This window comes from Marinobacter sp. KMM 10035 (assembly GCF_046537445.1).
GTDB lineage: Bacteria > Pseudomonadota > Gammaproteobacteria > Pseudomonadales > Oleiphilaceae > Marinobacter > Marinobacter sediminicola.
Window position 1 is genome coordinate 2,342,352 of sequence record NZ_JBBVMG010000001.1, and the last position, 14,212, is coordinate 2,356,563.

Sequence of the window (14,212 nt, forward strand, 5' to 3'; positions counted from 1 at the left end):
CGGCAAGAGTGCGGTTTTATGTTGATTGATTTTTTTCTCGAAGTGCGGCGGGCCAAGGTGCCTGCCAGCCTGCGCGAATTCCTTGATCTGCTTGAGGCGCTGCAGCAGCGCCTGGCGTTTGCGGATATGGAAGAGTTCTATTATCTGGCGCGACTGTGCCTGGTGAAAGACGAGCGACACTTCGATAAGTTTGATCTGGCCTTCAAATCCTATTTCGAAGGCATCGAACATCTCGATCAGATGCTGGAAGCGTTGATTCCCGATGATTGGTTGCGTGCCGAGTTCGAGAAAAACCTGACAGAGGAAGAAAAGGCCAAGATTGATTCGCTGGGAGGCCTTGAAGAACTGATTGAAACCTTCAAGAAACGCATGGAAGAGCAGAAAGAGCGCCATGCGGGTGGCAATAAATGGATTGGTACTGGTGGAACATCGCCTTTTGGTGCCGATGGCTACAATCCTGAAGGCTTCCGAATAGGGCAAAAGAAAGGCCGCCACGGTCGTGCTATAAAGGTTTGGGAAAAACGTGAGTTCAAGGATCTGGATGACAGCGTTACCCTTGGAATTCGCAACATCAAGGTAGCGCTCAGGCGGTTGCGAAAATTTGCTCGTCAAGGCGCAGCAGATCAACTTGATCTGGATGATACCATCCGCTCAACAGCACGCAATGCGGGTTATCTGGACCTGAAAATGGTCCCTGAACGCCATAACTCGGTGAAGGTTTTGATCTTTTTTGATGTGGGTGGCTCCATGGATCCCCATGTGCGGGTCTGCGAAGAGCTGTTCTCCGCTGCACGGATGGAGTTCAAGCACATGGAGTATTTCTACTTTCACAACTTCGTGTATGAAAGCCTGTGGAAAAGCAATATCCGGCGCATGAATGAGACAACCAGCACCTGGGATATCCTTCACAAGTACTCGCCAGACTATAAGGTGATTTTTGTGGGCGATGCCACCATGGCACCCTATGAAATTTCCCATGCAGGCGGATCTATCGAGCATTGGAACCAGGAGGCCGGTGCTACCTGGTTTCAGCGCATCAGCGATCATTTCCGAAAGGTGGTCTGGATCAACCCGTTACCTGAGGGATATTGGGGTACCGGTGGCTCCTTGGCGATGACCAGGCAACTTGTGAATAATCACATGTATCCACTCACGGTTGAGGGGTTGGAATCGGCCATGAAGCATTTGAGCAAATAAAAAAAGCCGATGCGGTTGAGACATCGGCAAAGCTCGGCATATCAAGCGGGGGGCGTTAAAAAAACGTATCCCCGCTTTTTATTGTCAGCAAATATAAGGCCAGAAAGATAAAGTCTTCATTAATCAAGTGCTTATAAGGGTATTGAGCGCTTTCTCATTTCGGTCACACTCGCAACTCAGCGGCGGTGTGTTAAATAACTCGACGCCTACCAAGCATGGAGTTTGCCCACGATCGCCAGATTTCTGCATTCCGATTTGGTGATCTGCATACCGTTCTTCCCGGTTACCAAGTGTTACTCTTCCTGTCAGCTTGTTACAGAGACGGTGGGGGCAATTGGCTTATGTTTGGCCAACATAAAACACAAGGATGCCGGCGCGGCCAGGGAAGTGGATTCATTGCGGCGTTATGTGTCAGCGCGATCGTGCTGCTAAACGCTCTGGTTCCGGTTGCAGCTGCACCCCTCGATGATGAAATCGGCACACTCGCTACAGACACCTCTGCTACTGCAAAAGACATCGCTCAGCTTGAACAAGAAGTGCGTCAACTGATTGATACCCGAATTTCGCTATTCCTAACGTTAGGCAGCCAGAACGGACTGGATCTGGATTCGGTGGAATTGTTTGTTAACGGAAGACCTGCGGTTTCTCACCTCTATACTCCCAATGAAAACGGTGCCTTAAAGCAGGGAGGAATGCAGAAGCTGTTCATGGGGAATCTGGTCAATGGCACTCACGAACTGAAGGCTGTGATTACGGCTCGGGCAGCCAATGACCGTTTTGTGCGACGAGAATCTTTACACAATTTCAAGAAACGACCGGGCGAACTTCGGTTGGAGATGGCCCTTGAAGCCAGGGCGCCTGATTACGAACCCCATGTTTCATTTGTTGAGTTTGAGCAATCTCCCAACGCCGTCATTGGCTGGAATTCGGGTACTCAAAGCGGTACTGCCTCAAAATCACATCAACAAAATCTTTACGAAAAAGCCGAAGTGGCCCGGGCCAGCGGCGATGCCGAAAGCGCAGGCAAAATCCTTGCAACTATGGATGAAGGCTACTGGTCTGCGGTTGGCTACCTGAACCTTTCGGCAGATTATGCGCGCAACGATCTAAAACCTTCACGGGCTCTGGTCGCATTGCGGGTGGCCCTTGCCATGGCCGACAAGGACGCTGATGCACAGCGGAGGACGGCACTGCGCAGCCGCATTTTGCTGCGTGCTGGCTACCTGGCCTATACAAGCTCAGATTATGAGAAGGCCATTGGTTTTCTGGAAAAAATACCACTTGATAGTTACAAAACACCCCAGGCGCTTTATTTGCACGGCTTGGCATTGGCGGAGCAAGGCAATCACCGTGCAGCAATGCAGAGCTGGCACCGCGCTAAAAAATACCCATTAGCATACCCCGGTGTTGCTTATGCCTGGATAGGGATGGGGCGCGGCTATGATCTTGCCGGGTATCTTGGCCAAGCGGGCGAAGCATATCTGGCAGCGAATGCGGCCTATGAAGGTGAGCGGGTTACGTTGCGGGCTCTGTCGAGCCAGATTGAAGAGCAGGGTGCCTTCAAAGCATTGGTGCTGGATGCAAGAAGCCAGAGTGCAGGCACTGCAGGGAGCACAGTGGCAGGGGTTGGTAAAACCACGCTTGGTAGCCCGAAAGTGGAATGGTTTCTTGCAGACAGTCGCACACTCGCCCAGCCGCGCATGGCCTACCTTCTCACCTTGATGGAACAACCAGCTGCGCAGTTGGCCGTTGATCGGGTTGCAGATCTCGCGCAAATGGCCGTAGACCTTCAGCGCAATACCCATGATCTTGGCGTGTTTATTACCGCTATCAAGGAAGAGTTGGCCAAGCCCGGCAGTAAAGCAGAGCATCGGCCCGACAATGCTCGGAAACTGCTTGCTGACAGCCAAAGGCTGCGAGAAACATCACTTGCGCACCTTGATACCGTTGTAGCGTTGCGTGTTCGGGCCGAGGCCGTTTTGGATCAGATTGCGCTGGATTTTGTTGCAGCTCAGGATCAAAAAATGGTCTTTGCCCTGGATAAAACCGAGCAGCAAATCGCGCATCTATACGAATACCTTGCATTGCAGGAACTGGATACCGGGGGGGCGGCGCGATGAAAGGATTAAAGGCTATATTGCTGCCGCTTTGTTTGTTCTGTGGCGCGGTAAGTGGGCAGGAAGCGTTTCGGGTAGAACTGGGGAAAGATGGCGAAACCATTGCCGATATGCGCCCGGTCTTTTTGAAATTTGAAACCAGGCCGCTTCCGGCGATTTCCCCGGCAGAAGTTGCCAGGCGCTATCAAAAACTGTTCAGCACAACGGATGAACCCTCTGTACGGGTGGATGCGTTGAACCGCCTGACCAATATTCGTGATCGCTCTGGCCAAGACATAGGATTCAGCCCTGCCGAAGAAGCGGCAGTGTATCAGCAGGCCATCGAAAGCTATGAGTCTATCCTTGAGCGGGGTGCGTTCGGCGGCCGTCTGGACGAACTCTTGTACCAAATGGCCAAAGCTCATGCTCTTACCGGTCAGAACGATGCCTCTGTGAAACGCCTTCAGCAGTTGGTGGGTCTTTATCCGGACTCCCCTCTGGTTCCAGAGGCTCGGTTCCGTGTTGCAGAATCCGCGTTTTCTTCGGGTAACTATGTGGAAGCAGAGGCAGGTTACCGCAATCTAGTTGATGGAAAGGCCGATATTGGCGATCTGAGAAACAAAGCGCGGTATATGCTTGGGTGGTCGCTCTACAAACAAGGGCCACAATCCTGGGAGCGTGCTGGCAAACGATTCGTGTCGGTGTTGGATGAATCCCTGCCCGACGAAGAGAGCCTGTATCACGTATCGGAATCCAGTGTGGATAGCATTGATGACACCCTTCGCATCCTTGCGTTGATGGCCAGCCAACGCAAGGGTGCTGAAACCTTGATGGCATGGCTACAGCCGACCCCTTTGCGTTCGTGGACTCCGCTGGCGTTTGATCGCCTTGCGGATCTATACGCGGTACAAGGTGATGCAGAGGCCAGTGTGGCCACCAATCGTGCTTTTGCGGCGTATTTCCCCTCACACCCACAGCGTGCTGGCTTTATGGTGCAGGTGGTTGATGTATGGCGCCAGTCCAGCCAACCGGAACAAGCCAGATCTGCCATGGCTGACTACGTTGCTCTGTTTAATGCCCCAAGCGATTACGCCGCTCTTGAAGAGAGCTATCGTACAAAATGGCGAGAGTTCAGTCGGATTCTTGCTGATTTCTACTACACAGAAGGCGCGGCCGGCAGTGGTAGTGTGGCTCTTCGCAACTATGGATCAGCCGCTACCTATTATGAGGGGATGGCAAGCCGCAGCCCCGATGCTGGGGAGTTCTACCGTCTTGCTGGCGATGCGTGGCTGCAGGCAGAGGCGTACCCGGCCGCACTTGAAAACTATCGGTTAGCGGCCTACGAAGTACCGGGCTACAAATACACAGCAGATGCTGGTTGGGCAGCGGTTGCGTTAATCAGGGCAGGTGTTAGTGGTGAGCTGGTGGCTTCAGATTATACACCCGGCCTGAACGAACTCTCCGCTGAAACGGATCGTTTTACGGCCCAGCATGGCGCCGACGCACGTGCGCCAGAGTTGCTGGCCTACGTGGCCGCCCGTTGGCTTGAGGTGGGCAATAACGAACAGGCTTTGAACTATGCTGTGCGAGCCGTTACCCACGAACAGGCTGGGCCGAAGGTGCGCTATGCCGGCTGGTTGGTTACGGCGCAGGTGCGTCAAAATATATCGGAGTACGGTCTTGCCGAAAGAGCCTGGCGTGAAGCCTTGGCTCTGGCTGCCAGTGCATCCGCAACCCTCGCCATGGAACAGGAAAAGCCAGATCTGCAACGGCAACTTGCTACGGTGATCTATCGTCAGGGGGAGCAAGCCGCCGAGGCGGGTAAGCCTGGAATTGCAGTCGCTCATTTTCAGCGGATCGAGACGGTGTTACCTGGCTCGGAAACAGCTATAAAAGGGCGTTTTGATGCAGCTAATACTTTACTCAGAGCATCAGAATGGCAGGCAGCAATCAACGAATTGAATCGTTTCAGGGCAGATTACCCAAGTCACGCTCTGGCGTCGGATATCGGTGAAAAATTGGTCTTGGCCTACACCGCTTCTAGCCAGCCCATTCGCGCAGCAGGAGAGCTGATGGATATGGCGGAGGGGTATAGTGATCAGGCGGTTGTCACAGCTGAAGATGCTGTGGCTTACCAGCTTCGGGCGGCGGAATTGTTCCACGCAGCAGAAGCAAATGATCACCGCGATGTCATATACATGGATTACCTTGCAGCCAACCCTGTGGCAGTGGATGCCAACGAGCACATTCGCCTGCAGACCATGCGGCAGCGTTTGATAGAGAGCGATAGTCGTTCCGCACAGTGGCGTATCGATCTGGTTTCTGCCGAACTGGACAGCCGCTGGCATTCAGAACAAACCTTGCAGTGGGCAGCACAGGGCGCTCTGGTTCTTGGTGCGGAAGCCGCGGCGGAGTTTGCCGGAATTGAACTTGATGTGCCGCTTGAGAAATCATTGGTTCAAAAGCAAATGGCTATGGAAAGAGCGCAAACCTATTTCCGCAATGCCGAATCCCTTGGCGGCTCTGAGGTGTTACCGGAATCCCTGTATCGTAGAGCTGAACTTCATCGCGTTATGGCTAACGATTTAATGGCCTCCACGGCACCGGCTGAGCTGAACGAGCTCGAGCAGATGCAATACGCCATGTTGCTCGAAGAAGAAGCCTACCCGTTTGAAGAGCGTGCAATCGCACTTCACTCAGAAAACCATCAGGGAATCGCTACCAATGGTTTTAATGTCTGGGTAGAAAAAAGCCTGAATGTTCTGGCTGAGTTGCATCCGGGTCGTTATCAGCGGTCTTTGCGTTGGATGAGTGTGTCTGTTGAGGGGGGTAATGACGGTGCGTGAGACTTTCCTTCGGCTTGTGGTCATGGTTTTCCTGGTGGGTTCAACGGCTCTGCTATTCGGCTGTGCAGTTAAACCGTCGGAATCTGAGAGCAAACCGCCTGTGCTTTATCCCCAGCAGGCTGAAATACATGTGCAGCAAGGTTCCGTCGCCTACGAGAACGGGGATGTTCCTGCGGCGATTGAGTCCTGGAATCTGGCGGTTGAACTTAATCCCGCTGACGCGGTAACGGTCAATAATCTGGCGTTGTTACTGAAACAAGATAACCGCTTTAATGAGGCCGCAGAGTTGCTCGAAAAGGGGTTGGATTTGTCACCTGAGGTTGCAGAGCTGCACTACAACCTCGCGATTATTTCCGAGCTCTATTTACTGGATCTCGACAGAGCGCTTGTTCATTATCAGCGTTATCAGCGGCTTTCTGAAAGCGAAGACAAAAAGGTAACCGGATGGATCGCAGATCTTGAAAGGAGGCTGGATTAAATGTTGATCAGTGTTTTCGCCCCGATACGCCACAGCGCCCCTTTTTACTTGATTGGGATACTTGTATTCATTGCACCTTCTTTGTGTGCAGCCACTGGCTCAGGAAGTGGGGTGCGGGCAGATAGTATTGGTAGTCGCTCACCTGCACGATTGAGCATAGAAGGCATTTCTGCAAATGTAGGAGAAGATGAGCCCCGGGTGTTGACCATCCTGCCCTGGCGGGCACCCACCTTGCCGCGCCGACCAAGGGCAGAGTTGGAGAGCACCGTGCCGGAACTGCTTGAGCCACTCGATGCCCTTGTGCTTGAACGCCACCGGGCATTTCGCCAAAACCTGGGCGTTGTGAATTCTGGTGGGCAACCGGGAGCGCGGCGATGACAGCTATGAATGCAATGCCAGCCAACAGTAGTTTTGGTCTGACCCATACGTTGGGAAACGTGGCTTTGTCTTCGCTGTCCTGGAGCAAGGAAGAGGGCGAACGCCTGCGTCTGACCGTGATCACCTTGGTGGCACTTCTGCTTTTTATACCCTTGGCAGCCGTGATTACGGCGATGGATGTCCCTGAACCCGCCCGGGAAAAGGCTGAGAGCCTGCCGCCCCAACTCGCCAAATTGCTTGTAAAACCGGAGCCAATCAAAAAACCGATTCCCAAACCAATAGAAGAGGTTGTGCCTCCGGTGCCGGAACCAGTGCCTGAACCCGCACCGGCAAAACCCGAATCCCAAGTTATAAAACCAGTTGTGAAACCCTTGCCGGTAAAGCCTTCGCCAAACTCGGTAACCCAGAGCGTGGAGCAGGCGCGGGAAAAAGCTTCTCGATCTGGTTTGCTGAACATGAAAGATCGACTGGCTTCCATGCGCCAGCCAACGGTTGAAGCTGCGCCTGTGATTACGGCCAACACCGGAAACGTGTCCAGCGGCGGGAGTGGCGCTCAGGCTGGCGTGATACCGGGGGACAATGCCCTTAAAGGCAGTGGTGGGGTAACCGATTCACAAGCACCACGAGCTGAAGTGGCAGTTGCCGGGCACGACGTAAGAAAGGTTGAGGCTGCTCCTCAATCCGCACCAGCTGTGGCAAGCGCCCCTGTTGGCAAACAGAAGCCTGCGGCGGGGGAGCGGGCAATGAGCAACATCCGTCAAGTGTTTGACTCAGGCAAAACTGCTCTGTATTCCCTTTATCAAAGAGAATTGCGACAGGACCCGACCCTGGCCGGTAAAGTTTTGCTTGAGCTGGTCATACAGCCAGACGGCTCAGTGTCTGCTTGCAAGGTTGTTAGCTCAGAACTGGAAAATCCGGCTTTGGAGCAAAAGCTTGCAATGCGCGTACGCCTTTTTAACTTTGGTGCAGCCAATGTGGAAGCGCGAAAGGTGAGGTTTCCGATCGATTTTCTTCCAGGCTGATGCAGCCAATGGATTTGTCAGTCGTAGCCATCAATGGAGATTTTCGGGAGCGTTGGTTTGTAGAGTTTCACCTTTTCTGACGGCGCAATGACTTTGGCTTCTCCAGTAACAACCTTTTGATTATTCTGGTTGATCACATCGCACTGGAAGATCACCCGGTTTTTGGGCTCTTTGCTTAGCACCGTAAGATTAACCGTAAGCGTGTCGTCCAGTTTCACGGGGCGCTTGAATGCAAGGCTCTGTTCCAGATAGACCGTACCCGGGCCTGGCATAACGGTGGCAAGTGCTGCGGAAATCAATGATCCACTCCACATTCCATGGGCAATACGCTCCCCGAACATAGAACCGGCGGCATAATCCTGGTCCAAGTGCACCGGATTATAATCCCCCGACACAGCCGCGAACAACACGAGCTCTTTTTCTGTAAGTGATCGCGTAAACGTTGCGGTATCGCCCTGATTTAGCTCGTCGTAAGTGATGTTTTCAAGAGTATCCAAGGTGTCGCTCATCATCTGCTCCCTGATCAAGGCGTGTGACTGCTGGTGTTTGGGTTAGCGTTTGAAACTACCTCATCGATAGCAAAACTGCTATTCTCTCCCCACTTTTTTGAGGCTGATACTTATGTCGAGTTGACCAGGCTGTCGCTCGATGTACGTGAATCACTATAAATAGAAGCGCTAGACAGGAGATGGTGATGGATTTCGAGAAGTTCTATCAAGACAAATACCCTGCCAGTATTCCCCGTGACGTGGATTTGAACAAATACAGCAGCATGGTGGATGTATTTGAACAGGCGGTTAAAAAATACGCTGACCGCCCAGCCTTCAGTGCTGTTGGGGCAACTCTCACCTATCGCGATCTGGATACTCAAACACGGAATTTTGCGGCCTGGCTGCAAAACAATACCGATCTGAAGCCTGGCGATCGTATTGCGGTACAAATGCCCAACCTGGGTCAGTATCCAGTTGTGGTATTTGGGGCCATGCGCGCTGGCTTGATTGTGGTTAACACCAATCCGCTGTACACCACTCGCGAGATGGAGCACCAGTTTAACGATTCTGGCGCCAAGGCACTGGTCGTGCTTGCAAACATGGCGGAAAACGCCGAAAAAGTGTTGCCTCATACCAGTATTGAACACGTAATCGTAACTGAAATTGCGGACATGCATTCGCCCATCAAGCGCACACTGATGAACGCGGTTGTGAAGCATGTGAAAAAGATGGTGCCACCGTTTAACCTCCCACAAGCTCACAAGCTGCCGGCTGTCCTCAGCGCGGGCGCCCGTGAGACGTTTACTCCGGTTCAGGTCAAATCCGACGATATTGCCGTGCTTCAGTACACCGGTGGCACAACCGGCGTGGCCAAAGGCGCGATGCTCACCCACGCTAATTTGGTAGCGAACCTGCTGCAGGTCCGCCCGATGATGGAAGATACCGTCATAGAAGGGCAGGAAATCGTTATTGCGCCTCTGCCTCTTTACCACATCTATTCGTTCACCCTGAACTGCGGCATTATGCTGGAGGCCGGCGGTCACAACATTCTGATCCCGAACCCACGTGATATTCCAGGTTTTGTGAAAGAGCTGAAAAACCACAAGTTCACGGCATTCCTGGGGCTCAACACCTTGTTTGTTGCCCTGTGTAATAACAAGGAATTCCAGGAGCTGGATTTCAGCCACCTCAAGCTCACATCCTCTGGCGGTATGGCGCTGACCAGCGACACTGCCAAAATGTGGGAGCGGGTAACTGGTTGTCCGATCTCCGAAGGCTACGGCATGACCGAAACTTCGCCGGTGGTTACCTTCAACCCCCGCAGTGCCATCCAGTTGGGCACCATTGGCCTGCCAGTGCCATCCACGATGGTCAAGACCATTGATGACGATGGCAACGAAACCAAGCTGGGCGAGCCCGGTGAGCTTTGCGTGAAAGGCCCACAGGTAATGCGCGGTTACTGGCAGCGCCCGGAAGACACCCGCAAATCCTTCACCGAAGACGGTTACATTCAGACCGGCGACGTGTCCGTGATTCAGGAAGACGGCTACATCCGTATTGTCGATCGCAAGAAAGACATGATTATTGTTTCCGGGTTTAACGTTTACCCGAACGAGATCGAGGATGTGGTAAGCAGCCACCCGAAAGTAGTCGAGTGTGCTGCCGTGGGTGTTCCCGATGCCAAGAGTGGTGAAGCGGTTAAGGTGTACCTGGTTGCTACCGCTGAGGGCGTAACTGAAAACGAACTCAAAGAGTTCTGCCGTGAGCGCCTGACAGCGTACAAAGTACCTCGCTTCTTTGAGTTCCGCGATGAGCTGCCAAAAACCAACGTAGGTAAGATCCTGCGCCGCGAGCTGCGCGACGAGCCAGAGAATAAGCAATAACGGTGACTGCTCGAGCTGATATCCGGGCGGCCCTGCACAAACCGATCAGTTTTCCGGCAGGGCTGCCGGTTTCTGATCGTGTGGATGACATCCGTAAAGCGATCGAAAACCATCAGGTTGTCATCGTTGCAGGGGAAACCGGTTCCGGTAAAACCACCCAGATTCCCAAAATCTGCATGAACATGGGCCGCGGCATTCGCGGCCTTATCGGTCATACCCAGCCAAGACGTATTGCAGCCCGCAGTGTGGCAGCCCGTATCGCCGATGAACTTGGCGAACAGGTGGGCCAGCAGATTGGCTATCAGGTACGTTTTACCGATAACACCTCCGACCAGACCCGTGTCAAAGTCATGACTGATGGGATTCTGCTGGCCGAGGTTCAGCACGACCGTTATCTCAAGCGTTACGACACGCTGATTATCGATGAGGCCCACGAACGCAGCCTGAACATCGATTTCCTTTTGGGCTATCTCAAACAACTTCTGCCCAAGCGCCCTGATCTGAAAGTTATTATCACGTCTGCGACCATTGAGGTGGAGCGCTTCAGCGAATTCTTCAACAAGGCACCGGTGCTGGAAGTCAGCGGCCGAACCTTCCCTGTAGATATCCAGTATCGCCCATTAACAGGCGACGAAGACGATCGCGATCAGGGCTGGAACGACGGCGTGCTCACGGTGATGGATGAAATTGAGCAGCATGAGCGTAGCGCTAAGTTACCCCCGGGCGATGTGCTTGTATTCCTGCCAGGTGAACGGGAGATTCGTAACCTGAGTAAGATGCTGCGACATGCGGAGTTGAGGCACACTGAAGTGCTTCCTCTGTATTCCCGGCTGAGCAATCAAGAACAAAATCGGGTATTCCAGAATCATCGTGGTCGTCGGATTGTGCTCTCAACCAACGTGGCGGAAACCTCACTGACAGTCCCGGGTATTCGCTACGTTATAGATACCGGTGTCGCACGGCTTAGCCGGTACAGTGTTCGATCAAAGATTCAGCGCCTGCCCATTGAGCCTGTATCCCAGGCCAGTGCTAACCAGCGGGCAGGGCGCTGTGGCCGGGTTGCGCCCGGTATCTGTTTTCGCCTGTATGACGAGGCCGACTTTCTCAATAGGCCCGAATACACAGATCCCGAAATACTCCGCACCAATCTGGCTGCCGTAATTCTGCAAATGGCCACTTCCGGCCTTGGAGAAATTCGCCACTTCCCGTTTATAGAGGCGCCCGATAAGCGCCTGATTAATGATGGCTACAAGTTGCTGGAAGAGCTCAGTGCGGTGGACGACAAGCGCCGGGTAACAAAGCTTGGTCGTACTATGTCCAAGCTGCCGCTGGATCCACGACTCGCACGGATGCTGGTAACCGCCGCAGATCACGGTAGCCTCACAGAGACGCTGGTGATTATTGCAGGGCTGACGGTGCAGGACCCGAGAGAGCGGCCCCAAGACAAACAGCAAGCAGCTGATCAGGCCCATGCGCCGTTCAATGACAAAGAGTCCGATTTTGCCACCCTGCTCAATATCTGGAATTTCTACGAAGAACAGCGCCAGGAACTGACACAGAACCAGTTAAGGAAGCTATGTCAGAAGAACTTTCTTAGCTGGATGCGTATGCGGGAATGGCGAGATATACACCGACAGCTCACGCTGATTTGCCGTGAGCAAAGGTTGTCACTCAATAAGGACGCTGCGTCCTACGAAGCCATGCACAAGGCGATTTTGGCGGGACTGCTCGGGCAAGTAGCCACCAAGGTAGAGAAAAAGGAATATCTGGCTACCCGTAATCGCAAAGTAATGATCTTTCCGGGGTCGAAGGTTTCCAAAATCGGACCCAAGTGGATTGTTGCCGCAGAAATCGTGGAAACCAGCCGAGTGTTTGCCCGTATGGTCGCGTCAATTCAGCCTGAATGGATCGAGCCGTTGGCTGGGCATGTGGTGAAGCATCACTATTTTGAACCGCACTGGGAGCAGAAACGAGCTCAAGTGATGGGGTATGAGAAAATCACCCTGTACGGCCTGGATATTGTGCCCAAGCGCAGCATCGCATTCAGTAAAATAGACCCGGTTGAGTGCCGAAACCTGTTTATCCGCCACGCCCTCGTGGAAGGTGATTACCGGTCTAAAGCACCGTTTATTGCACGCAACCGCGAAATGCTTACAAGCGTAGAAAATCTTGAAAGCAAAACCCGTCGGCGGGATCTGCTGGTAGACGATGAAGTGCTGGTCAGCTTCTACGACGAACGCTTGCCAGCAGAAATTGTTAGTGGTCGTCACTTTGAAAGCTGGTGGAAAGGTCTGACTGCGGAAGAGCTGCGCAACCTTGAACTGACAGAAGAAGATGTTCTGCAGCGCCCGGTGGATGCTCAGGCGGCCGAGCTTTACCCGGATTTTCTGGAATGGGAAGGGGTGCGCTACCCGCTCAGCTATGAGTTTGAACCCACCAGCGCGCGTGATGGCGTTACCCTTCATGTGCCACTTATGGCGCTTCGACAGATTCCATCACGGCGCCTGGAATGGCTTGTGCCAGGGCTGCTCAGAGAAAAGTGCATAGCGTTGGTGAAAGGGCTTCCGAAGGCGCTGCGGCGAAATTTTGTTCCGGTGCCAGACTTTGTCGATGCAGCCATCGCAAACTTGCAGCCCTCTAACGAGCCTTTGGCTATCCAACTGGGAGAGCAGCTGCGCAGAATGACGGGTGTGCGCATTGATCCGGAAATCTGGCCGAGGGATGAGCTGCCACGACATCTGCGGATGAACCTGAGAGTTCTCGGAGACGGCGGTAAGGTTATCGCCGAAAGCCGTGAGGCAGGGGTACTTCAGGATCAACTGGAAGGTCGTGCCGAGGCGGCATTGGCATCAGCAACGAGCGAAAGCACAGAACAAAAGCCTGCCAGTGAATACACCGAATGGGAGTTTGGTGAGTTGCCCGTCAAGGTTCAAACTGAAAAAGGCGGCATGCAGATTACGGTGTACCCGGCACTTGAGGATATGGGTAAATCGGTCAAAGAAATTCGCTGTCTGGACCGACTTAGCGCTGCGGATACAACCCGTAAAGGTGTTGCGCGCCTTATTCTCAACAGGTTTGGCAATACGCTGGACGATCTGGAGCGGAAACTCCCGCGCTTCAAACAGTCCGCCTTAATGTTCGCACCTATTGGCAAGGCAAAGCTACTTCTCGACGATCTGCTCTTGTCCACGGCGATGGCGCATTTTTTACAGGATCAGGTCCCTGACTCCCGGACGGCATTTGATGCGCTGTTTGACCGGCACAGGGGGGATTTTATTCCGGCCCTTGAGCAAGCCGACGAACGCCTGTTTCAGGCCATGACTGGCTACCAAAAGATTGCCAAGAAGCTGAAAGGCAAAATCAACCTCGCCTTGGCAAACAGTATGGCGGACTTGAAATTCCAATTGCAGAATCTTGTCTATCCCGGTTTTTTGGTCGCTACACCGCCTGAATGGCTGGCGGAGTTTGGCCGCTATTTTGAAGCTGCGCTGGTTCGGCTTGAAAAAATGCCAAGGGAAATGGGCCGTGAGCGGGAATTCCTTCATGCTATGGAGCCGCTATGGACGCGTTACGTCAGCAAGCGGGATGAACAGCAAAAGCAGGGTGTGCGGGATCCGGAGTTAGTTATATACCGATGGATGCTCGAGGAATTCCGGGTGTCGTTTTTTGCCCAACAATTGGGCACCGCCATGACAGTATCCGCCAAGCGTCTTGATAAGCAGTGGCAGTTAACCCGCGTATAACAAGCGAGTGCCCGCCTTTGGTCGGAGGCAGTGGGGCGGGCAAATTCTGCGGACTGTGTTAGTATTTCTGAAAGTGCG

At 53.3% G+C, this 14,212-nt stretch carries 9 protein-coding genes; 8 read left to right on the top strand and 1 reads right to left on the bottom strand.

Annotation, left to right across the window (positions count from 1 at the left end; translation table 11 throughout):
- Window positions 1–18: 18 nt before the first annotated feature.
- The 6 genes from AADB16_RS10490 (at window position 19) to AADB16_RS10515 (ending at window position 8,017) form a co-directional block, all read left to right on the top strand.
- On the top strand, window positions 19–1,197 hold the full coding sequence (locus AADB16_RS10490; RefSeq protein ID WP_309043373.1) for a vWA domain-containing protein: 1,179 nt from the start codon (window positions 19–21) through the stop codon (window positions 1,195–1,197).
- Between the two features lie 422 nt (window positions 1,198–1,619).
- Window positions 1,620–3,317 (top strand): tetratricopeptide repeat protein, encoded by a 1,698-nt coding sequence (locus AADB16_RS10495; protein ID WP_410803114.1) that lies wholly within the window; start codon window positions 1,620–1,622, stop codon window positions 3,315–3,317.
- Entirely contained in the window at window positions 3,314–6,139 is a 2,826-nt protein-coding gene (locus AADB16_RS10500; protein WP_410803116.1) for a tetratricopeptide repeat protein, read from the top strand. The genes AADB16_RS10495 and AADB16_RS10500 overlap by 4 nt, the downstream gene beginning before the upstream one ends.
- On the top strand, window positions 6,126–6,617 hold the full coding sequence (locus tag AADB16_RS10505) for a hypothetical protein (protein ID WP_309043376.1): 492 nt from the start codon (window positions 6,126–6,128) through the stop codon (window positions 6,615–6,617). Before AADB16_RS10500 ends, AADB16_RS10505 begins: the two co-directional genes overlap by 14 nt.
- Window positions 6,618–6,995, top strand: coding sequence for a hypothetical protein (locus AADB16_RS10510; RefSeq protein WP_309043377.1), 378 nt, complete (start codon window positions 6,618–6,620; stop codon window positions 6,993–6,995).
- Window positions 6,992–8,017: an AgmX/PglI C-terminal domain-containing protein gene (locus tag AADB16_RS10515; RefSeq protein WP_410803119.1), complete on the top strand. Its 1,026-nt coding sequence runs from the start codon at window positions 6,992–6,994 to the stop codon at window positions 8,015–8,017. The genes AADB16_RS10510 and AADB16_RS10515 overlap by 4 nt, the downstream gene beginning before the upstream one ends.
- Window positions 8,018–8,034: 17 nt before the next feature.
- Here AADB16_RS10515 and AADB16_RS10520 read toward each other — a convergent pair whose 3' ends face one another.
- The gene (locus tag AADB16_RS10520) at window positions 8,035–8,526 is read right to left on the bottom strand and encodes a MaoC/PaaZ C-terminal domain-containing protein (RefSeq protein ID WP_410803121.1); all 492 of its coding nucleotides are present in this window, start codon (window positions 8,524–8,526) and stop codon (window positions 8,035–8,037) included.
- Window positions 8,527–8,711: 185 nt separating this feature from the next.
- Between AADB16_RS10520 and AADB16_RS10525 the strand changes: the two genes are divergently transcribed.
- Both AADB16_RS10525 and hrpA read left to right on the top strand, forming a co-directional pair.
- Entirely contained in the window at window positions 8,712–10,391 is a 1,680-nt protein-coding gene (locus AADB16_RS10525; RefSeq protein ID WP_410803123.1) for an AMP-binding protein, read from the top strand.
- 2 nt (window positions 10,392–10,393) lie between these two features.
- Window positions 10,394–14,134, top strand: a complete 3,741-nt coding sequence (gene hrpA, locus AADB16_RS10530) for an ATP-dependent RNA helicase HrpA (RefSeq protein WP_309043381.1) — start codon at window positions 10,394–10,396, stop codon at window positions 14,132–14,134.
- The last annotated feature ends 78 nt before the right edge of the window (window positions 14,135–14,212 follow it).